Annotated in this window: 21 protein-coding genes; 13 read left to right on the forward strand and 8 right to left on the reverse strand. The window is 41.4% G+C overall.

Translation table 11 applies throughout. The features are described from left to right. Position 1: 1 nt before the first annotated feature. Together xseB and xseA are read right to left on the reverse strand one after the other, a co-directional pair. Entirely contained in the window at positions 2-211 is a 210-nt protein-coding gene (xseB, locus tag U5907_04245) for an exodeoxyribonuclease VII small subunit (protein ID WRQ33859.1), read from the reverse strand. Continuing rightward, on the reverse strand, positions 195-1394 hold the full coding sequence (gene xseA / locus U5907_04250) for an exodeoxyribonuclease VII large subunit (protein ID WRQ33860.1): 1200 nt from the start codon (positions 1392-1394) through the stop codon (positions 195-197). The genes xseB and xseA overlap by 17 nt, the downstream gene beginning before the upstream one ends. Positions 1395-1469: 75 nt before the next feature. On the opposite strand from xseA, the gene yihA reads away from it, so the two are divergent. From yihA to der, 5 genes are read left to right on the forward strand one after another with little or no spacing between them, the layout of a single operon-like run. Continuing rightward, complete coding sequence (gene yihA / locus U5907_04255) at positions 1470-2066, forward strand: ribosome biogenesis GTP-binding protein YihA/YsxC (protein WRQ33861.1); 597 nt, start codon at positions 1470-1472, stop codon at positions 2064-2066. 10 nt (positions 2067-2076) lie between these two features. Continuing rightward, on the forward strand, positions 2077-3027 hold the full coding sequence (locus U5907_04260; protein ID WRQ33862.1) for a ribose-phosphate pyrophosphokinase: 951 nt from the start codon (positions 2077-2079) through the stop codon (positions 3025-3027). Between the two features lie 2 nt (positions 3028-3029). Beyond that, positions 3030-3875, forward strand: a complete 846-nt coding sequence (nadE, locus tag U5907_04265; GenBank protein WRQ33863.1) for an NAD(+) synthase — start codon at positions 3030-3032, stop codon at positions 3873-3875. Positions 3876-3880: 5 nt separating this feature from the next. Further along, complete coding sequence (locus U5907_04270; GenBank protein WRQ33864.1) at positions 3881-4147, forward strand: hypothetical protein; 267 nt, start codon at positions 3881-3883, stop codon at positions 4145-4147. Between the two features lie 8 nt (positions 4148-4155). Next, the gene (gene der / locus U5907_04275) at positions 4156-5466 is read left to right on the forward strand and encodes a ribosome biogenesis GTPase Der (protein ID WRQ33865.1); all 1311 of its coding nucleotides are present in this window, start codon (positions 4156-4158) and stop codon (positions 5464-5466) included. Here der and U5907_04280 read toward each other — a convergent pair. Both U5907_04280 and U5907_04285 read right to left on the reverse strand, forming a co-directional pair. Then, the gene (locus U5907_04280; GenBank protein WRQ33866.1) at positions 5438-9013 is read right to left on the reverse strand and encodes an ATP-binding protein; all 3576 of its coding nucleotides are present in this window, start codon (positions 9011-9013) and stop codon (positions 5438-5440) included. The genes der and U5907_04280 overlap by 29 nt on opposite strands. After that, a complete protein-coding gene (locus tag U5907_04285) occupies positions 9010-9486 on the reverse strand; it encodes a 23S rRNA (pseudouridine(1915)-N(3))-methyltransferase RlmH (GenBank protein ID WRQ33867.1) in 477 nt (158 codons plus the stop codon). The genes U5907_04280 and U5907_04285 overlap by 4 nt, the downstream gene beginning before the upstream one ends. A gap of 73 nt (positions 9487-9559) precedes the next feature. On the opposite strand from U5907_04285, the gene U5907_04290 reads away from it, so the two are divergent. Further along, complete coding sequence (locus U5907_04290; GenBank protein ID WRQ33868.1) at positions 9560-9973, forward strand: DUF4783 domain-containing protein; 414 nt, start codon at positions 9560-9562, stop codon at positions 9971-9973. 76 nt (positions 9974-10049) lie between these two features. Here the strand turns inward: U5907_04290 and U5907_04295 are convergent, their stop codons facing one another. Together U5907_04295 and U5907_04300 are read right to left on the reverse strand one after the other, a co-directional pair. Next, positions 10050-11213: a sigma-54 dependent transcriptional regulator gene (locus U5907_04295; protein ID WRQ33869.1), complete on the reverse strand. Its 1164-nt coding sequence runs from the start codon at positions 11211-11213 to the stop codon at positions 10050-10052. A 4-nt stretch (positions 11214-11217) separates the two neighbouring features. Continuing rightward, the gene (locus U5907_04300) at positions 11218-12141 is read right to left on the reverse strand and encodes a hypothetical protein (GenBank protein ID WRQ33870.1); all 924 of its coding nucleotides are present in this window, start codon (positions 12139-12141) and stop codon (positions 11218-11220) included. Positions 12142-12178: 37 nt separating this feature from the next. Between U5907_04300 and cmk the strand changes: the two genes are divergently transcribed. From cmk to U5907_04335, 7 genes are read left to right on the forward strand one after another with little or no spacing between them, the layout of a single operon-like run. Continuing rightward, positions 12179-12889, forward strand: coding sequence for a (d)CMP kinase (gene cmk / locus U5907_04305; protein WRQ33871.1), 711 nt, complete (start codon positions 12179-12181; stop codon positions 12887-12889). Next, positions 12886-13767: a 4-hydroxy-3-methylbut-2-enyl diphosphate reductase gene (locus U5907_04310; GenBank protein ID WRQ33872.1), complete on the forward strand. Its 882-nt coding sequence runs from the start codon at positions 12886-12888 to the stop codon at positions 13765-13767. Before cmk ends, U5907_04310 begins: the two co-directional genes overlap by 4 nt. Further along, a complete protein-coding gene (priA, locus tag U5907_04315) occupies positions 13768-15762 on the forward strand; it encodes a primosomal protein N' (GenBank protein ID WRQ33873.1) in 1995 nt (664 codons plus the stop codon). Positions 15763-15821: 59 nt separating this feature from the next. Then, entirely contained in the window at positions 15822-16592 is a 771-nt protein-coding gene (locus U5907_04320; protein ID WRQ33874.1) for an AAA family ATPase, read from the forward strand. A gap of 5 nt (positions 16593-16597) precedes the next feature. Continuing rightward, positions 16598-17497: a ParB/RepB/Spo0J family partition protein gene (locus U5907_04325; GenBank protein WRQ33875.1), complete on the forward strand. Its 900-nt coding sequence runs from the start codon at positions 16598-16600 to the stop codon at positions 17495-17497. A gap of 44 nt (positions 17498-17541) precedes the next feature. Next, a complete protein-coding gene (locus tag U5907_04330) occupies positions 17542-18423 on the forward strand; it encodes a DUF5683 domain-containing protein (protein WRQ33876.1) in 882 nt (293 codons plus the stop codon). Between the two features lies 1 nt (position 18424). Then, positions 18425-20050, forward strand: coding sequence for a LysM peptidoglycan-binding domain-containing protein (locus tag U5907_04335; GenBank protein ID WRQ33877.1), 1626 nt, complete (start codon positions 18425-18427; stop codon positions 20048-20050). An 8-nt stretch (positions 20051-20058) separates the two neighbouring features. On the opposite strand, the gene U5907_04340 is transcribed toward U5907_04335, so the two are convergent. Together U5907_04340 and purE are read right to left on the reverse strand one after the other, a co-directional pair. Further along, complete coding sequence (locus U5907_04340; protein ID WRQ33878.1) at positions 20059-21987, reverse strand: hypothetical protein; 1929 nt, start codon at positions 21985-21987, stop codon at positions 20059-20061. Positions 21988-22020: 33 nt separating this feature from the next. Beyond that, positions 22021-22539: a 5-(carboxyamino)imidazole ribonucleotide mutase gene (gene purE, locus U5907_04345; protein WRQ33879.1), complete on the reverse strand. Its 519-nt coding sequence runs from the start codon at positions 22537-22539 to the stop codon at positions 22021-22023. Positions 22540-22580 lie beyond the last annotated feature (41 nt).

Consider the following 22580-nt stretch of genomic DNA (forward strand, 5'->3'; position numbering starts at 1 on the left):
ATTACTTGTTTTGAAGCTTATCTATATCCTCTCCGTATTTCCTAAGTTCCTCCCTGCATATACCTGCCAGTTCAAGAGATCTTTTTACCATAGGTGCAATATCCTCAATTTTTGTAGAGGGATCCTCAATTTTTGCAACAAGCAACTCCAGCTCTGCCAAAGCCTCCCTGTAACCGGGAAGAGCTTCGTTTTCACTATTTCTCCTCTTCATATTTATATATTTTTACTATTTTACTTTCTACTATTCCATCTGCTAAAATAATCCTGATGGAATCATCTTCTTTGAGGCCTTTAACGCTGTTTATCCTTCTGTTATTGAAAGCAGGTATTGCATAACCTCTCTCAAGAAGAAGCAGCGGATTTCCTGAATTTATCCGTTGAATAAACAGTTCAACCTTATGATATTCTGCCGTTATTCTCTCTCTGGCTTTTGAAATAATCTTTGCTTCAATTTTGTCAATCAGAGCAGTCTCCTCTGCATTTCTTCCCCTTACAGCAAGATTAAGTCTCTGTATAAGATAAGAGAGACGCTGCTCCTCTGAGGCAAAAATATCAATAATAAAATCAGCTACGGCAGTAGGTGTTTTAAGACCGGCAAATGCAACCATATCGGCCACATGGACATCGTGGTCGTGGCCAATACCTGTTATTACAGGGAGAGGAAACTGAGCAATGTTGGCAGCTAATTCGTAATCATCAAAACAGGATAAATCCTGAACAGAGCCTCCTCCCCTGACAATGACGACAAGATCAAATTCATCTGCTCTGAGAGCTACTCTTTCGAGTGCTGCTATGATCTCAGCAGAAGCCGCAACACCTTGCATGGAGGAGGAGAAGAGTTCTGCAGTGAATTTGAATCCATAATCGTTATTATGAAGATGCTTTATAAAATCTCTGTATCCGGCAGCTCCCTCTGATGATACTACAGCTATCCGGCCGGGCAAGTCTGCCAGTTCAAGAGTACTGTTCATATCAAACATCCCCTCATCTCTCAGCCTCTGAATTGTCTTCTGTCTCTTAAGCTCCTGCTCTCCTACTGTGTATGAAGGATCAATATCAGATATAATAAGGGAGAGTCCGTAGAGTGGAGTGTACTGTACCTGGGCTTTGATCAGAATCATCATTCCTCTTGTAAGCTCCTCTCCTGTTGTGGTTGAAAAATAGGGTCTCAGAATTCTGTAGGTAGAGGACCAAATTATTGCCTGTGCTCTTGCTGATATTCCCTCTTCACCCGGCCTTTTTTCTACAAGCTCAAGATAGCAGTGTCCGGTTGATTGATGCTTAATTTCACTAATCTCTGCTCTGATCCAGTAACTTCTCTGAAGTGCTCTCTCCAAAGCTCCCCCTATCTCCTCCTGCATCTCCAGCAGCCCTATGCTACTCCCTTCTCTCATACTATCTTGGATTTTTTATTGGTCACCATACAAATATAAGCATAAAATTGTACCTTTGCGGCATAATTCCAGAGTATGAAAATAAGCAAAGCGGTATTTTCCGGCAGCTCCGGGAGAGTGAGTGAAAAACCCTCCCTTAGGTTGCCTGAGTTTGCATTCATTGGCAGGTCCAATGTAGGCAAATCATCGCTTATCAATGCGTTGTGTATGCAGGGAAAGCTTGCACACACCTCTTCCACCCCCGGAAAAACACAATTGGTAAACCACTTTTTGATTAACGACTCCTGGTACCTGGTGGATTTGCCCGGCTACGGCTACGCAAAGCTATCCAAGAGTATAAGAGCCAAGCTAAGCGAGATTGTAACTAATTACATCAACGAATCTGAAGAGCTCCGGTTCTTGTTTGTACTGCTTGATTGCAGACACGCTATTCAGAAAATTGATCTTAGTTTCCTTATTGAGCTTGGTAAAGCCGAGGTCCCTTTTGCCATAATATACACAAAGGCAGATAAACTCGGCAAAGTTGCTCTGCAAAACAGACTTGAGGAGAACTCAAAAGTTTTGCTGGAGTACTGGGAAGAGCTTCCAATGACTTTTGCCTCCTCAGCCGAGAGCGGGCTGGGAAGAGAGGAGATCCTCTCCTGTATTGCAACAATTTTGGACAGAAAATAAAAACAGAATAATGGATCATCAACATCAGATTAAGATTTTCGCCTGCAGAAGCTCCAGATACCTTGCAGAGAAAATTGCCAGTTCCCTGGGACTTGAACTGGGAAGGTCATCAGTAACAGTATTCAGCGACGGAGAGTTTCAGCCGGCTCTTGAAGAGAGCGTAAGGGGGGCAACCGTTTTCATTGTTCAGAGCACCATCCCGCCTGTAGAGAATATTTTTGAATTACTCCTTATGATAGATGCTGCAAAGAGAGCATCGGCATATAAGGTAATAGCAGTAATGCCTTACTTTGGATGGGCAAGGCAGGACCGTAAAGACAGGCCAAGAGTTCCGATAGGGGCAAAAATGGTTGCAAATCTTTTGGAGGCTGCCGGTTGTGACAGGGTTATGACTGCCGATCTTCATGCAGATCAGATACAGGGATTTTTTGATATCCCTGTAGATCACATATATGCCAGTTCAATTTTCCTTCCTTACCTGAGAGATCTCAAACTTGATAATATGTCAATAGCAGCTCCTGATATGGGTGGAGCTAAAAGAGCAAATGCTTACTCAAGAATACTGGGATGCCCTCTGATTATTTGCCACAAATCCAGGGAGAAGGCCAATGTTGTTGGCTCAATGACTGCGATTGGAGATGTAGAGGGAAAAAATATTATCATAATTGATGATATGATTGATACGGCAGGAACAATAACAAAGGCTGCCGATATGTTAATGGAGAAAGGAGCGTTAAGCGTAAGAGCCCTTGCAACTCACGCAGTATTATCCGGTCCGGCATTCGAAAGAATAGAGGGCAGTGCGCTTAAAGAGGTCATTATATCTGATACAATTCCTTTAACACTTCGTCCGGACCAGGAGGCTTCAAAAATCAGAGTGCTTTCAGTAGCTGAAATATTTGCAGATGTTATTGACAAAGTATATAACTACAAATCAATTAGCACAAGCTTTATATTCTGATTATGATAAATCTTAATCCCAAACCTCTTCACGACAGAATTGTCAGCTCCATTAAATTATTTTTCAGGGAAGCAGGCAGAGAGTGTGCTGTTCTTGGACTTTCAGGCGGTATTGACTCCGCACTGGTTGCTGCACTTGCTGTTGAGGCTCTTGGGAAAGAGAATGTCCATGGAATTCTGATGCCATCACCATTCTCTACTCTTCACTCAGTTACTGACGCTGTTGAGTTGGCTGATAATCTCGGAATTTCATACGGGGTTTTACCCATAGAGGATATATATGAGAGGTTCCATTCTGAACTTAAAGAGTTGTTTGAAGAGGAGCCTAAAAGGATTGTTCTGGAGAATCTTCAGGCGAGAATCAGAGGCGTTGCATTGATGGCATGGACAAACCAAAATGGCTCTCTTTTGTTAAATACTTCAAACAAGAGTGAGATTGCCATGGGGTACGGAACTTTGTACGGAGACCTTACCGGAGCACTTATGGTGCTGGCTGATCTTTATAAGTTACAGGTATACTCTGTTGCTCGTTATATTAACAGAGACAAAACTATTATCCCGGAGTCTATACTTGTTAAAGAGCCCTCTGCGGAGCTGAGTATAAATCAGAAAGACAGCGACACTCTTCCTGAGTACTCTGTACTGGACCCAATTCTTCACTCTCTCATTGAGGAGAAGAGAAGTGGTTCTGACCTTATAGAGGATGGCTGCGACATAAGCCTTGTAAACAGGATTATGCATTTAATGAATGTATCCTCTTTTAAGGCTCATCAGCTTCCTCCTATGATTCAGATTGGAGATTCACCTCTTCTTCCTGACTATAAATGTATTTTTTATAAAATTGATTAAACAAGATGACAGTAATACTTTTTTCACTTCTGCTCGTTGGGCTGGCTGTGTTCCTGCTCTCTTTCAATATAATTTTCAGAAAAAACGGCAAGTTCCCTCAGTCTGAAATTGGTGCCAACAAAGAGTTGCGCAAAAAAGGGCTTATGTGTGCAAAATCTGAAGAGAAGATTCTTTGGAAACAGAAGAACACAGGCATAAAAACAAATATTAAATATGACCCTCTATCTGATGGTTGCGGAGGTTGCTCCTGCGGCTCAGACGGGTGTCAATAAGGATTAAAATGAGTATAGTAGCCATAGTAGGACGCCCGAATGTGGGCAAATCAACTCTCTTCAACCGTTTGGTTGGGATGAGGAAGGCCATAGTAGACGAAATCTCAGGAGTTACCAGAGATCGTCACTACGGAAAGTGCGAATGGACCGGGAGAGAGTTCTCGGTAATAGACACAGGAGGATATGCAATTAATTCGGAAGATGTCTTTGAGGCTGAAATTCGCAAACAGGTTCTTCTTGCAATTGACGAGAGTGACCTTGTTCTCTTTCTTTGTGATGTGGGAACAGGTATAACCGATTATGATGAGGTTATCGCAGATATTCTGAGAAGAAGTAAAAAACCTATTATACTTGTTGCAAACAAAGTGGATACTGGAGATAAAATGTTTGACAGCCATATCTTCAACTCTTTCGGCCTTGGGGAACCATTCTGTATATCATCAGCGAGTGGAAGCGGTACGGGAGATCTGCTTGACAAGGTACTGGAACTTCTCCCTCCTGAAGAGGAGGTTAAGGAAGAGGATAAGGTGATACCCCATATTGCAATTGTTGGAAGGCCAAATGTTGGCAAGTCCTCTCTTACAAATGCTCTTCTTGGTGAAGAGAGAAATATTGTAACACCTGTAGCAGGCACCACCCGTGACTCAATTTCTACATATTACAATAAGTTTGGTCACGAATTTATCCTGGTTGATACTGCCGGATTACGGAGAAAAACAAAGGTTAAAGAGGATCTTGAGTTTTACTCTGTGATGCGTTCAATAAGGGCTATAGAGGCTGCGGATGTATGTATTCTTATGATTGATGCATCTCTGGGAGTTGAGGGTCAGGATATGAACATTTTTAACCTTATTATCCGTAATAAAAAGGGGTGTGTTCTTGTAGTAAACAAATGGGACGCTATTGAAGGAAAGAGCGCCAATACAATGAAAGACTTTACCAAGGAGATTAGGGAAAAGACTGCTCCATTTGTAGATATTCCAATCATATTCACTTCAGTAATTAATAAACAGAGAATCCTTGATGTACTTGACTCGGCAGCAAAAGTTTATGCAAACCGCTCAAAAAAAATATCAACTTCAAAGCTTAACGAGGTAATGTTAGAGGAGATATCAAACTATCCACCTCCGGCAACTAAGGGAAAATATATCAAAATCAAGTATATAACTCAACTGCCTACACCGGCTCCCTCATTTGCATTTTTCTGTAATTTGCCACAGTATGTAAGGGAGGATTATAAGAGGTTTCTTGAGAATAAACTCAGAAAGCACTTTGACTTTACCGGTGTACCTATACAGATTTTTCTGAGGCAGAAATAAGAGGAATTCTTACTGTAAAGTTTGCCCCTCCAAGCTCTGTTGATCTGGTGTATGATATCAGACCGTGACTTTGGTCCAGTATGCTTTTGCATATTGCAAGTCCGAGTCCTGTTCCGCTGCTTTTAGTGGTAAAATTAGGCTTAAACAGTCTGTGAGTTAGGTTATCCGGAACGCCGGGACCATCATCCTCTACCGATGTAACATATTGATCCCCCTCTCTGCCTAGAGTTACCACAACACTACCCCCCTGTTGTGGCTCTATGGCCTGCAGGGCGTTTGACAGCAGATTGACAAATACCCGTGTAATCTGAGTCTTCCTTACAGCAACCATAGCCTCTTTCAACTCACTTTTAAATTTGATGGTAATGTCATCCCTGGTATTAAACAAGACAATCTGCTCCCTTATAAGTTTATTAAGATCAACTACTGTTATCTCCTCAGAGTAGAACCTGGAGAAACTTGAGAATTCACTGGCAACATCTGAAAGAATATCAATTTGTTCAATAAGCGAATTGGCCAGCCTCTCAAATTTCTCCTGCCATCCGTCAACATTCTGCTGTTTGAGCCTTACAAGATGCTGAATACTAAGCCTCATAGGGGTCAGTGGGTTCTTAATTTCGTGGGCAATCTGTCGGGCCATCTCTCTCCATGCCTGCTCCCTCTCTCCCTGAGCCAGCCTGTTTGTGCTCGATTCCAGGTCATCAACCATCTTATTGTAAGCTGCAACAAGAATACCCAGTTCATCTTTGTTGTTATAATCAATGTGTTCCGGATGCTGAGAGATGTCCAGCAATTGCATTTTTCTGCTAATCTCTGCAAGTGGTTTGGAGAGTGAGTTTGAAAGTGCAAAACCACCAAATACAGCACCAATAAGCAATAAGAGGTATATATTAATAATTGCTGCGATAATGCTTGATGCATCTGCTCTAAGTTCTGATTGTCTTGAAAAGTATGGTATGTTTGCAATGGCAATCATATTACCATCTGCGTTAAAGAGCGGGGCGTAGAGTGAAAAATAGTCAAGATTCGCAATTTTCTCCTTGTTTACAAACTGCTTCTTTTTATTGTAAACAATCTCGTTGTAGGCAACAGGATGCATCCTTGAACCAAGAATGTAATTATCATATATTTCCGGCTGAGTAGTTCTTAACAACTGACCATCAGGCCTGTAAATATTAATATCTATCTGGGTATTGTCTGATAACCTGTTCATAGCCTCAAACAACCTTATGTTATTGAACTGAGGATCATTGTATCTTTTTGCCAGCCTGCTGTAATATGAGAGAGTTGATTGAACCGATTGCATCTTCTCCTCCATTTGCATTCTGTTTGTCTCATCAAAATAGTTAAGTGAAAACCAAATGCTTCCTGCTCCCATAAAGAAGAGGGCAAAAACGAGAGATGCAATTATAAGAATGGTAATTTTCCATCTGAAAGAGTTTCTCGGCATTTTTGGAAGGATCCCCTTGTGCCTTGTCCTTACAATAGAAAATGTAACGAGTGAGAAGAAGAGCATAATATATGAGAATGTTACTATATATGGAAAGGGACTCCTCTCAGGTCTGCTTATCATAATTACATTTTCCCCGGACAATTTGTTTACAAAATGAATCTGACCATCCTCTCTTACTGCCTTATAGCCTATTTCATAATTATCTTCAAGCACTGTTGGGTAGTTATACCTGCCGGAGTAGGAGATCATTCTGTTATTCAAATACTTAGCAAATGAATAACTTGATCCCAAATTAATTGTTCCGGCATTTTTATGATCAAGCAACAGCTCCGTATAACCTGCATTTGCTCTCATAAACTTTGAATCCAGTTCGATATAGAGATTTCTGTTTCCTCCAAAACCTTGGTAAATAAAGTATCCAAGATAACTGATTCTTCCGTTGTAGTTATTCATGAAGAAGAAGTGGGAGTTGGAGTAGAGCGGAATTCCATACCTCATTATTTCATTGTCAAAAAAGGCTCCGCAGGGCTGAGGCTGAGATTCACTGTCAACAAGCAGAGCATCATCTCTCCTGCATACAGTTATTTTAATGTCATACTTTTGAAGAATACTCCAAAAATATTGTTCAGTCAGAATACTGTTAATCATCTCCTCCCCCTGTTCCACCTGTACCCACAGTGAGAGCAGCGGATCTGTCTCAATCATTCTTTCAGCTCCTCTTAATAACAACTCAATGTCAAGATCTCGCTCAACTGACATTTTGGTTGTAAGAACTCTGTTTGTTTCAAACTCTTTACTGTATCCGTATCTGCTTACTGAAACAAGTGAATATAATGAGATTAAGAATATAAAAATCAATAGATTCCTTGGTTTCAAAAATGAGAATCCCCCTTTGAGCCTGAGAAGAGGTCTCAGCATTTGCAGAGAGAAAAGAAGAGAGACAAAAAGAAGAGAGTAGATAACATATGCAAGAACAGTATATGCCGATATCTCATCAATCATATATAGCTCAAGTACAATACTCGAGTTCATGGCAAGTGACTCCAGAGTAATATGAATATAGAGAATCAGTAGAAGAGGAATAAGAAACAAAATTGATTTCAGCAAGAATCTTTTAGCTCTGCTGCCTCTTAGAAATGCAAGTGCAAGACTTTTTCTAACTGAAAAAAGTGCCAGGATAACAAGAAATATATAGAGGTGGCATATTATCATATCAGCCAGTGAGCCGAATAGTCCAAAATCTGCATAGAGAGATGGCGAGAAGAGTTTGGAATTGCCGGAAGTGTACTCAGCCATATAGAGTGAGAGAATCAGGACTATTGTCAGACCACCCCAGGCCAGGAAAAACTGTTTTATTCTTTTTCTTCTTGCAAGGTCACTGAATAGTGCTGCTATAGCAAAAAGCATTGACAGGAGTCTGAGGGTTTTGCCCGCATCTCCTCTCTCAGTTGGAAGATTTTTCAAAACAGAAAACAGAATCTCCCCATTGAGCCCTTTGACAATATATGACTCGTCATGAGTTACAGGTACAATTGAAAGCCTTTTGCTCAGAGAGAGATTTGGATTTATTTCACTCCTGAGAACAGAGTTTTCTGAATTATAATCTGTCTGGATAAGCAGAGCTGCAACTACGGATACATTACTCTTAAAATATGTGCTGACGATATACCATCCCGATCCCAGGTTAACATACTGCTCGCTGGCAGTAAGGTAGGCAAGAGGTGTATTAGTAATCCCTCTGCTTGTAAGGTGATTTAATGTATAACCAAATGGGAAGAAATCAATGTCATCGTTTGATACTGGAAGTTGATTAACCCAGGACTGAAGAGTATCTGCACAGTACCTGTATATAACCATATCAGACGGAAGTCTGGGAAAACTAAGGAATACAGAATCCGGCTCCTCCAGAGCCTTTTCTGCGTACTGTGCCATTACCTGCTGACGCTTGTGAATTGTCTCCTCAAGACTCTCCACCTCTCTGTCCATTGAATTGGGAGAGGAGAACTCCATAAATGAAGAGATGGCCATAAGTACCATCAGTACCCACAATATTGTAGTCCTCCAGGCTATCAGCTTTTCCGTAAGTTCGTTCATCCTCCGTGGTGATAGGGCTCTCCCCTGATTATGGTAAATGCTCTGTATAATTGCTCAAGGAACAAAAGTCTTGCCAGCTGATGAGAGAAGGTCATTGGGGAGAGTGAGAGTTTAAAATCTGCTCTCGCATAAACTTCTTCAGAAAAGCCATATGCCCCCCCTACTACAAAAACAAGATTTCTTGCTCCATAAACACCTCTCTTCTCAATAAAAGTGGCAAACTCTTCAGATGTCTGGCAACGGGCTGCCACATCCAGCAACACTACCTGATCCTGTTGCTTAATATGCTTAAGAATAATCTCTCCCTCTCTCTGTTTTATCTCCTCCTTACTAAGGGAGGCCACTTTTTTAAGCTCAGGTATCTCTATTCTTGAATAGGCAGAGTATCTCCTGATCCTCTCCTCATAGATCTCCATCTCTTTAATTAGAGACAAACTCTCTGTTTTGCCTGTCAGCAGAAAAGATATCTTCATTGCTACAAAAATAAGATAATTTTAGGAGCAAGGCAATTTCTTTATGGCTTGATTTTTGCTTGAATTATTTGCATTGGATAACAAGAAGAGAGATATGAGATTGTTTCTTATTTCATTATTTACGTTTTTAGCCACTACTCTTCAGGGTCAGGCGAAGGTGGAGCAGGATGTTTTTGTCCCAATTGCAAAGTATATGCAGGCGGGAGATTCTGAAAAGCTATCTGCCTGGTTTGCTCAGAATCTGGAGCTGGATGTGATGGGATCTGTAAATGTATGCAGCAAAGCACAGGCAAGGCAAATTCTTAAAGAGTTCTTTACGAACTACACCCCCAGGAGTTTCAACATTGCTTACCGCAGCGGCAAGGCACCTATGAAATATGCCATTGGCAATCTCAACGCAGGGGGAGAAAAGTTTAGGGTTACATTGTTTGTTAAAACCCAGGAGGATGGAAATTTCATCCAGCAACTCAGAATCGAGAGAGAGTAAATCTTTCGATTTAGCAATCCTGGCTTAATTCACCAGGGCCGGCCGGTATCTACCAGCCGGCCCTTTTTTTTGGATGCTATCTGAATATCGGCTTAGCAAAGGCAACCACATCAGATTTAGTTATCTTGTTATTCCCTAAAATAAGCAATCTCTCAATAACATTCCTGAGCTCCCTAATATTGCCTGTCCATGGATAAGTAGCCAGTTCCTCCAGAGCATCTCTCTCAATCTCCCTTGGAACCATTCCACTCTCATCACATATTTGTCCAATGAAGTGATTTGCAAGAAGAGGAATATCCTCCTTTCTCTCAGAGAGAGGGGGCACATTTATTACAATTACACTAAGTCTGTGGTATAAATCTTCTCTGAAAGCACCTTTGGAAATCTCTTCCGTCAGGTTTTTATTTGTTGCTGCAACAACTCTTACCCTTACATTAATATCCTTATCGCTTCCCACACGGCTTATTTTATTCTCCTGAAGCACTCTCAGTACCTTTGCCTGAGCAGCAAGGCTCATATCTCCAATCTCATCCAGAAAAAGGGTTCCCCCATCTGCCTGCTCAAACTTGCCTTTATGCTGTTTTACTGCCGATGTAAACGCCCCTTTCTCATGACCGAATAATTCACTTTCAATTAGCTCCCCGGGAATTGCAGCACAGTTGACCTCTACAAAAGGCATTTCATTACGAGAGCTTTTTTCGTGAAGCCATCTTGCAACCAGCTCTTTTCCTGTTCCATTGGATCCTGTTATCAGAACTCTTGCTTCAGTAGGTGCTACTCTGTCAATCATCTGTTTAATTCTGGAAATCGCCGGAGAGACACCAACAATTTCCGGAATTTTTGAGACCTTCTTTTTTAAAATTCTGGTCTCCTTAACCAGTATGGTTTTGTCCGTGGCATTTCTAAGAGTTATCAATATTCTGTTAAGATCAAGCGGCTTCTGGATAAAATCAAATGCCCCCTTTTTAATACACTCAACAGCTGTATCAATAGAGCCGTGACCTGAGATCATAACAACAGAGGAGTCAATATTAGCCTCTGAAAGTTTATCCAGAAGCTCCATTCCATCCATATTAGGCATTTTGATATCTGAAAATATGACTTCGTAATTGTCTGAAGTTGCCATCGCAAGCCCCTCAACCCCATCAGAAGCAAGGTGTACCTCGTGCCCTTCGAATTCAAGTATATCCTTCAATGTGTTTCTGATACTCTTTTCGTCGTCAATTATAAGAAGTTTCATGTTTTTAATTTTTCATTTTAAGCGATTCATATATCTCTGCCATACACCCCTCCTTTAAAGAGTATGAACTTTGACATATCTCCTGCGGATTTAACTCAGAGATTACCAGGTTAACAAGAATTGAGCCAATAACAATATAATCAACTCTTATCGGAGACATTCCCTTCATTGCTGCCCTCTCCTCTCTGCTGGATCTAAGAAGGGTTTGATGCAGAGAGAGCATTTTCTCACTATCCATTGTTAGTGAAGGTATTGAAAAGTCATCTTCCGGGTAAATTAACTCCCTGAGGGTATCAAAAGAGCCGGAGCAACCTATAAGGAGTGTTGGTTTAAAGTGAGCCAGTGCCTTCCATAGGCTCTTCATCCCATCTCTGTAATAATTCTCTAAAAAGAGTGCTTCCGATTCCGTTACCGGCTCAGATAGTGTATAGCTCTCTCTTACCCTTACAACTCCCATATCAAAACTCTCTTTCCAGAAAATTCTGTTTTTATCGGCAATTATAAATTCATTACTCCCTCCACCAATATCCATTATCAGAAAAACCTCGTCATAGAGCAACATAGATTCGCGAACTCCTTTGTATATAAGCTCTGCCTCCCTCTCTCCCTTAATAATTTCAACATTAAAGCCTCTCCCCTCTGCAATCTTAACAAAGTCCGATGAGTTTGCCGCACCCCTTACTGCGCTTGTTGCAATAGCCAGTCGTCTCTCCACTCCTCCTATCCTCATTATTATTTCTTCAACCCTCTCCATAGCATTCGCTGCAGATTGGAATGCCTCTTCAGTAAGAACCCCTTTTGTTATCCCCCCCTCTCCAATTTTTGAGGGGATTTTTTCTACATCAAGTATCTCATATCCCTCCTCGTTTACACGGGCAATAAGAAGACTGAACACATTGGTGCCCATATCAAGAATGGCTAATCTCATCTGTACATTTTTTACAAAGATAAACTATTTTTTGCGTATGTTTGTTGATGATATGACTATGATAAAAGAGAGAACAATCATTGCGGTAGACGGTCATTCATCAACCGGAAAAAGCACATTTGCAAAGCTTATAGCCTCCAGATACGGGCTCATTTATGTTGATACCGGAGCTCTTTACAGGGGGGTCACTCTCTTTGCAATCAAAAATTCGATAATAGACTCAGAAAATAGAATTGACACTAAGGCTTTGAGTGAAAAACTCCCGAGTCTTGAACTCGTTTTCCGCCCCACCGGAGCGGGTGGAGCGACAGAACTCTATATGGAGAACGAGAATATTGAGAGGATAATCAGAGGTCTTGAAGTCTCATCAAAGGTAAGCTTTATAGCAGCTCTTCCTTTAGTAAGGGATTATGTGGATTCCAAGCTTCAGCGATACGGAACTGAGGGAGGTGTTATTATGGATGGAAGAGACATTGGAACTGTGGTTTTTCCAAATGCTGACATTAAAATTTTTATGACAGCTTCAGCAGAGGTGAGGGCTAAAAGGCGATTTAAAGAGATGATTTCAAGGGGTGAAAATCCTGATTTTGAGAGCGTCCTTGCAAATGTCAAAGAGAGGGACTTTATTGACGAGAACAGGGAGGCAGCACCTCTGAAGAGAGCAAAAGAGGCATTTTTACTGGATAACAGCAATATGACGGTAGATGATCAGCTCAGGTGGTTTGAAGAACTTATTGCAAAAAAATGAAACTAAAGATTGATATAGATACCCACTCCGGCTTCTGCTATGGAGTCGTAAGGGCAATTGAACAGGCGGAAAAATATCTGGAGAAGAACAGCGAACTGCACTCTCTGGGCTCCATTGTTCATAACAGCACTGAGATCTCCCGGCTGAAGGAGAAGGGGCTCAACACAATAAATTATGATGAACTATCTCGGATGAGGGATAGCGTAGTGTTCATAAGGGCTCACGGAGAGCCACCCTCAAGCTATAAAACAGCCCGAGAGAACAATCTTACAGTAATAGACTGTACCTGTCCTGTTGTTCTTAAACTACAGGAGAGGGTAAAAAATAATTACAAAGAGCTTAAAAAGGTCAACGGCCAGCTTGTGATATTCGGAAAAGTGGGACATGCAGAGGTAAACGGATTAATAGGACAGGTAGAGGGAGACGCTGTGATAATTGAAAAGATGAAGGATATTGAAGTTTTGGATTTCAAAAGGCCCATTTACATTTTTTCTCAGACAACCAAGGATCCTGAAATTTACAAACAGGTCTGCGATGCCATAAAGGAGAGAGTCGCATCAGTGGAAGGTCCTGTTGAAAGTTTTAAGGCATTTAACACTACTTGTGGTCAGGTATCTTCCAGACACCCTCATCTAAAAGAGTTTTCCAAGAGCCACTCTGTTATCATATTTGTTAGCGGTAAAGAGAGCTCTAACGGGAAAATACTGTACGATGTTTGCCTTAAAGAGAACCCCAGAAGTTATAAGATTGAATCAAAAGATGAGATAGATCCATCCTGGTTCCGTGATGGAGATAGTATCGGAATTTGCGGTGCTACATCAACACCTAAATGGTTACTTGAAGAGATTGGCGAACATCTGAGACAATTCTCATCCTGAATGGAGATAGAAAATCAAATATTTGTTACTGTTATTCTGCCTCTAAGGCTGAGGATGGAGATTTCATACTCGGTCCCTCAAGAGTATATTAATGTTATAACCAGGGGAAGCCGGGTAAAAGTGCTGTTTTCAGGAAGAGAGTATATAGCTGTAGTCTATTCACTGAAGAAGAATTGCGGAGATTACAGGGGGAGAGTACTGGATATTTCAGGATTAGCTGATGGTCCTAAGGTAACAGAGGAGCAGCTTAGTTTCTGGGAGTGGATATCCCAATACTACATGTGCTCAATAGGAGAGGTTTACAAAGCAACCTACACTGCTGCAGGAGAGGTTCCGGCAACCGGAACAAGAGCCAGGAAAACAGGCAAGGAAGAGGAGAGAAAATTTATCCTCTCTGATGCTCAGCAGAGGGCAAAGGATGAAATCAGAGATAGTTTCAGTGAGTCTAAACCGGCCCTTCTTGCGGGAATTACCGGTTCAGGCAAAACAGAAATATATATGAGTATTGCAAAGGATGAGATTGCCTCAGGAGGAGTTGTATTATATATGGTTCCGGAAATTGCCTTAAGCAGGCAACTGGAGGAGAGGTTACATCAGGTTTTTGGAGAGAGACTGGTGACTTTTCACTCGGCCCTGACCCCCGCAAAAAGAAGAGATACAAGTCATAGAATATCCGGCATTAAAGATGGTGAGGGATTAGTTGTTCTTGGACTAAGGTCATCAATCCTACTCCCTTTTAAAAGACTGAGTCTTATAATAATTGATGAGGAGCACGACCCATCTTACAAGCAGAACGAACCTGCTCCAAGGTACAGTGCCAGGGACGCGGCAATCGTACTTGCAAATATTTACAAAGCCAATGTCCTTTTAGGAAGTGCAACACCATCGTTTGAATCAATTTACAACTCAAAATCGGGCAGATATAATATTGTTTATCTGAAAGAGCGCTATTTTGGAGCAGGAGAGCCTGAAATTGAGATAATTGATATGATAAAGGAGAGAAAAGCAAGAAGGGTAAACGGAATCTTCTCTGTTAAAACTCTCAGTGAAATAGATGAGAGGATATCTCGGGGAGAACAGATACTTATATTCAGAAACAGAAGATCTTACTCACCAATGGTTCAATGCAGTGAGTGCGGATATATTCCTCTTTGCAGCCATTGTAACACATCTCTGAGCTACCACAAAAACCGACGCGAGTTGTGCTGCCATTACTGCGATTTTCATATCCGCTTCACTCCCGTTTGCCCGCAATGTGGCAAGGGTACATTAACAGAGAGAGGGACAGGAACAGAGCTGATTGCTGAAAAAATTTCTGAACACTTTCCAAACGCTAAGGTTGAAAGATTTGATGCAGAGACTACAACCAGGAAGAGCGAAGAGAAAAGGATGCTTAAAGATTTTGCAGCAGGGAAAACCGATATACTGGTTGGAACTCAGATGATAAGCAAAGGCTTTGATTTTAAGGGATTATCTCTGGTCGTTATTATTCATGCAGACTCAATGCTTGCTTTGGATGATTTCAGAGCTAACGAGAGAGCATTTCAGCTTCTGGAACAATTATCCGGCAGAACAGGGAGAGGCTCCTGTAAAGGGAAAATAATAGTACAGACAGCCCTTGGAGAGCACCCTGTATATGAATCATTTTCCGGAAGAAACAATCTTCTTTACGAACAGCTCAGTGAACGGAGAGATTTTGGATATCCTCCGTTTGTAAGGATGTTAAAACTAACAGTCAGAAGCAAAGAGAGAAGTATTGTGTCAATTGCATCTCAATACCTCGGTGAGAGATTGCGTATGATAAATGGTGTTGAGAGCAGCGGGCCATTCACTCCTGTTGTTGATAAGATAAGAGGTGAGTATATCTCTTACTTCTGGATAAAATTACCAAGAGCAGGTAATAACAAAGAGAAAAGAGGTATTGAAGAGATAGTCTCTGAAACAGAAAAAAAATTCTCCGGTGTGACTCTCATACCGGATGTAGATCCTCAATAGAAATAAAAAAGATTTTGTAGATTTGCAGTTTGAGGAAAAGGCATTCAGATAGTACATATATGGGAAAAATAATAGCAATAGCAAACCAGAAGGGTGGAGTAGGAAAAACCACGACAGCAATTAATCTTGCAGCATCACTTGCTGTTCTTGAAAAAAGGGCACTTCTTGTTGATGCGGACCCTCAGGCGAACTCAACTTCAGGACTTAACTTTGATCCTGATTCAAGTTCCAAGAAGACCCTTTACGAGGTTCTTATTGGTAAAGAGGAGATTGCATCTATATCACTTGAAACAGCTATTCCTGGTCTGAAGCTTGTTCCCTCGCATATTAACCTTGTTGGTGCAGAGATTGAAATTTTAAATGTGCCTGACAGAGAGCTGGTTTTGAAAAAATCTCTTGAAAGGGTCAAAGATGATTATGATTATATAATCATAGACTGCTCACCATCGCTTGGTGTAATAACCATAAACGCTTTAAGCGCTGCAGACTCTGTTCTCATCCCTGTACAATGTGAATATTTTGCACTTGAGGGGCTGGGAAAGCTTCTCAATACAATTAAACTTGTTCAGAACAGACTAAACACACAACTTCAGATTGAGGGATTTCTGCTTACTATGTTCGATGGCCGTCTGAGACACGCAAACCAAGTGGCAGACGAGGTAAGAAATCACTTTGGAGAGATGGTTTTTGGAACTGTTATACAAAGAAATGTAAGATTACAGGAGGCTCCGTCATTTGGGAAGCCGGTTATTCTTCACGACGCTATATCGGCCGGTGCTAATAACTACCTTAATCTTGCCAAAGAGATTGTTAAGAAGAACTCAAGGTAAATAAAATGAAGAAATCTGCCCTAGGAAGAGGACTCGGTGCTCTGATATCTGACGCAAATAGCCTGAATCTCGGCAGGCAGCATACAGGAGAGGGAGAGCCCGGCTTTGCCTCTATATCAGAAATTTCTATAGGAAAAATTGTTGCAAACCCTTACCAGCCAAGGAGCTCTTTTGATAAAGAGGCTCTTGATGAACTTGCCGACTCAATTAAGACACTTGGATTAATTCAACCTATAACAGTAAGGCAAATAGAAGACGGCACATTTCAGATAATTAGCGGTGAGAGAAGATTCAGAGCTTCTCAACTTGCTGGTCTTACTACTATCCCTGCGTATATAAGGAAAGCAGACGATCAGGGAATGCTTGAAATGGCTATTGTTGAGAATATACAAAGGGAGAATCTGGATTCTATTGAGATAGCGCTTAGTTTTCAGAGGCTAATTGAGGAGTGTAGCCTTACCCAGGAGGAGATGGCAGATAGAGTTGGGAAAAAAAGAGCAACAATAACCAACTATCTTAGACTTCTGAAATTACCTGCAGAGATACAACTTGCAATCAGGGCCGGAAAGATTACAATGGGCCACGCAAAAGCCCTTTTATCACTGGATACTCCTTCAAAGCAGCTCAAAATTTGCAGTACAATAATTGAGAAGGATTTGTCTGTAAGGGATGTTGAAGAGAGGGTCAAAAAGTTGGGAATGGCTAAAGAGGAGAAAAAATCTTCTGAGTCAGCCGAGGAGTTGAGCGAATCCTATTTCAGGGTTTTGGAGATTGTTGGCAAATACTTCAACAATAATATTTCGCTGAAAAAAGATGTAAAAGGTGGCGGCTCTTTAACTGTAAGATTTGGAAGTGACAAAGAGATAGAGGAGTTTAGAGAGGCTCTGGAGAAGATTAACCAATAGAGAATTGTCCTGTGCGAAAATTTGCTGCAATCATATTATTCTTGATGTTATCTCTGTATGCACAGGGTCAGTTTGTAGGTAATATGTCAAGAACAGGTCCTCCGGGCAGCTCTCAGTCAAACCAGAACGAACAGAAGGATGAGGAGGGAAAATACAGGCCTCCTGAATATACTCTTAAGAGGTATTTCAGAAGTATCGCCGGAAAAGATTCTATAAATCTCTCAAGATTATGGATAGGCTCTTTGATTCTGCCGGGAACTGCCCAGATCTACAACAGAGATTACTGGAAGCTCCCTGTACTTTATGGAGGAATTGCTGGCTTTACATACGGAGCAATCCACAGCAATAAAATGTTTCAGGAGAGTGGAGATAGCAAATATAAAACGCAAAGAGGTCTCTTTTACGCGGCCGCTGCAATAACCTGGTGGGGTGGAGTCCTTGATGGTGCGGTATCTTTCAAATATAACAAACCGGTACTTCCCGCCAGAGCATCAATATATTCAGCTATGCTGCCAGGGCTGGGGCAGGCTTACAATGGAGACTACTGGAAAATTCCAATTATTTATGGAGGTTTTATAACAGTCGGTTATTTTATTTCAAGTAACAACTACCAATACAGATATTACAAGGACCTGCACAACCAGGCTACAACTCCGGGCTCTGGATACAGTGGAACAGCAAGTGCAGAGACATTAAAATACTACAGAGATGAATACAGGCGCTTCCGTGACTACTCCCTCCTTGCAGGGGTAATCGTTTATGCTCTGAATATTATTGACGCAAATGTTTTTGCTCATCTTCAGGATTTTGACATGAGTGATGACATTACTGCATCTCTTCTTCCAACTGTAATTGAGCCTCTTGATTACAAATTTACCAAAAACACGACTCCCTCTTTGGGTTTGTCACTTAACATCAGATTCTAAAATGAAAATCAAACACAGACTCAAATCTATAGCTATATCGGCTTTATTGACAAGTTCGCTATTGCTTTCACCCCTTCAATCTGAAGCTCAGTGGTTTAAAAAAAAGAGGCCAAGCCGTGAATCTATGGAGCAAGAGATTGAGACTCTACGCTTCAGAGTTGATTCTCTTAAAAGGGAGATTGAGCAAAACTCCATCCCATTTTCTGACACATTAAGTGAAAATGACACTATAAATCCGGGGGGACTCAGTTTCTTTGAAACAGAAGACCTGCTTGACCCATCAGCCAACACGGACTCCTTGCTGAATCTCTGGTATGTTCAGCGCAGCCTTACACTTGATGAAGGGATATCTGTTAACCTTGAGACTGAAAATCTAACTTCAGACACTCCTGACTCAATTCTCATAAAGAGATTAAAGGCCATAAATTCGTTTATACCTCTTCCGTACAACAATATTATAAAGAATCACATAATATATTATACACAAAGAATCCCCAATAAAATTGACCTGATTCTTGGACTTTCAAGTTACTATCTTCCAATTTTTGAGGAGATTTTTGACCAGTATGACATGCCTAAAGAGCTGAAGGCTATGGCAATTATTGAATCTGCATTAAATCCGGTGGCCACCTCAAGAGTAAATGCCAGGGGCATCTGGCAATTTATGTACAGAACAGCCAGACAATACAATCTTGAAATTAACACCTATGTTGATGAGAGGCTTGATCCTGTGGCATCTTCACACGCAGCGGCAAAATATCTGAAGGATGCGTATACAATATTTGGAGACTGGTCGCTGGCAATAGCATCATACAACTGCGGAGCAGGAAATGTAAACAAAGCAATACGCAGAGCCGGCGGATCAAGAGATTTCTGGACAATATACCCATATCTTCCGAGAGAGACCCGTGGCTATGTTCCCTCTTTCGTAGCTGCTCTGTACACACTTGCATACTACAAAGATCACGGAATTACCCCCAGAGCAATTGCAATGCCTGCTCATGTTGATACATTTGAAATAAGAAGGCCCCTTCATTTTGGACAGATTTCTGAACTAATCGGAATTACAAAAGAGGAGATTGCAGATCTCAATCCGCAATATGTAAAAGAGATTATACCAGGAACTGAAAACAAAACATATCTACTTAAATTACCATTCAACTACACTGCCCAGTTTGTTGATCACGAAAAGGAGATCTACTCTTTTAAAGACTCAGTATTCTTTAATCCAATTGTGCTCAATGATGCTAAAAGCGTTCAGACACAGAGCACAACATATCACACAGTCAGAAGAGGTGAAACACTGGGAAGAATTGCACAAAGATATGGTGTTAGACTCTCTGATCTTCAGAGATGGAATGGAGTTAAAAGCAACATACGAATTGGTCAGAGACTCACTATTCATAAAAACGGTGCTCCTGCAGCATCTGCTAAAGCCTCTTCGGCTTTAGCTTCAACTTCCAGAGCGGGTGAATATTTGATGTATACTGTTAAAAAGGGAGACACCCTATGGGAAATCTCCAGAAAATTTGAAGGGGTGAGCTTGAATGACATAATGAAGCTCAACGGATTCTCAAAGAAAAGTAAGATTATGCCCGGTAAAAAAATCAAAATTAAACCTTTGTAAACTACCGATCAGAATCTAAGTCTTACTTCCCCTTTAATTTCTACCGATGAGGGTCCCTCCATTTTAGTGGGACCCTCTCCTGTACTCTCCCTGTCAAGATAATGCCACATTGACCCTTTAAGCCAAATATCCATCCATTTAAATATCTGGAAGTGCATATTCAAATAACATCGGAATCCTTTTCCGTAAAGGGCAGGGATTGAAAACCCGTATAGCAAATCCCTCTCATATGCATAAATACGGTTATCCCATTTTGGAGTAGAAAAGAATGCAATCCTTGCCGAACCATTCACAAATCCGGATGACTCTCTTGCAAAAAGCTCCGAGTACACCATCCAACCCGTTGTTAAATCCTTACCAAACCCTGCCAGAGTACCCTCTCCCCTGGTTGAAAAAGTAACAGCCCCTCCGTTTGACCAGTCAACCTGAAGCCTTAGTGCACCCCTCTCCTCCCTTATATCAGATTTAATTTTAATTTTAAATGAGTTTCCGGCAGGCAACTCAGCCTCGGCCCCGATCCTTGGAAAATTCATTCCATAAATCCAGGATATCCATCCTCTTATTTTAGACTCCCCCTTTCCTCTCCAGTTTACAACAAAATCGGCCCCCTCCTCATTCCGCATGTTTCCGCTTTTGGATATAGCACCTCCAAAAGGAGAGAGATGAAAGGGAGAATAATATCTCCCGGCAACAGAAAAATCTAGATTGTAACCCCTCCGCCACAAAACTCCTGCAAGTAATGCAGGATGAAAACCAATATCTGAAGAAATCTCACCAAAGAGTCTGAAATTACCTGCAATGGCATATATGTCCGCTCCAAAGTTACCTCCAAAGTTACCGAATCTCATTTGGCGATTAATCTGAACGGAATCCCTCCCTGCATAGGGAGAGGAGTATCTGTACACGGCAAGAGTCAATCCTGTTTTGATTTTGTCTGCTCCATATGATATATTCAGACCTGCTAAGGATAAATTAAGATTTCTCCTTCTCTCCCTGGTAGTAACAGTATTATGGAGTCCGGTATTCAGAAGGGAGGTAAATCCGTCATTTACAATTCTGGCGTCAATTTTTCTGGATGAGGCAATTAAAGATATACTTATTCTCCCTTTTCCAGTTGTTATTCCAACCCCACGGAAAGCTCTGTTTTCGTCGGTTGATGAATAGGAGGAGATTCCAAACTCCTGCTTTATAAGTGATGATGAGCCCGATGATGAAAATAGCGAAGGTGCATTCCACAGAACCAGCCCCTGTCCAAATCTTGCTGTAAAATCTCCAGCAATAATCTTAACTATTGGTCCCAGACCCTCTGCCTGAAGAGAGAGACCAGCATAATCCCCAATCTTTTCACCCGGATCTTTCTCTGTTGTAGCAGAGAACCTGATAACTCCCGGCACCTCAAATTTATACTGAGCATAGACCCTTCCCGGTGGCCCAAGATATCTGCTGTTTGGCCTCTTCTTCCACTCCTCGGCAGAAATCGGCAAAAACCCCTCCTGCCTTTTTGTATAGGCCGATCCCCTTATAAGTAATTGAGATCTGCCCCCCTTCAGCATCTTTGACAGTTCTCCAATCCGCAGCCTTCTCTTTTCAGAGAGGTCGAGAAAAGGGGCCAAAGCCTCAGCCACCTCTTTATTAAAGCCAGGTACCGCAGACAACTCGTAGAGTGAAAGAACAGCGCCATTCCTCTTTATATAATCGTAGAGAGAGGCGGCCATAAATCTTGTAAAAAGAGGGAACTCCTCCAATCGTGAAAGAGCAACCTCATTAATTCTTAAGGGATTATCCAGCAAATCATCAAAGACCTCCTCTCCAAGCCCCTCTTCCATGTTCTCAATCCTTCCCTGCAGTATTCTCTCCGGATCAAATACCTTTTGTGCATAGCACAAGTTTAACCTGCCACACAATATGCACAGCAGGACAAAAATCCATCTCCTCATATCTCCCCCTCATTTTAAAAAATTATGATTTATTTATCCCCTGGGAACCTTAAAGCTATACTTTATCTGGTCCAGTTCTTCGTTTGCCTTTACAATCTTTTTTGCAAGTTCGTTTTTAAAATTAACCATTTGCTCCATTCTCTTTTCATCCCCTGTTGCCAGAATTTGTAAAGCCAGGATAGCTGCATTTCTTGCACCATCAAGGGCTACCGTAGCAACTGGTATGCCTGCAGGCATCTGGAGTATTGACAAGATTGAATCCCACCCGTCAATTGAGTTAGATGAATTAACCGGAACACCAATAACAGGTAATGGTGTAATAGCTGCTACTACACCGGGAAGGTGGGCTGCTCCTCCCGCACCGGCAATAATAACCTTAACTCCTCTTGAAGCAGCATTGTTTGCAAAAGCCATAACCTGCTGAGGGACTCTGTGGGCAGAAAGGGCATTTATTTCAAATGGAATCTCCATCTCATTAAGAAAATCTGCAGCCTGTTTCATTACACCCATATCAGAGGTGCTTCCCATAATAATGCTAACTAATGGATTCATTGTATATTTGAGTAAAATTGGTTAATGACAAAATTAATACT

The sequence above is a fragment of the Bacteroidales bacterium MB20-C3-3 genome (assembly GCA_035609245.1).
GTDB lineage: Bacteria > Bacteroidota > Bacteroidia > Bacteroidales > UBA932 > Bact-08.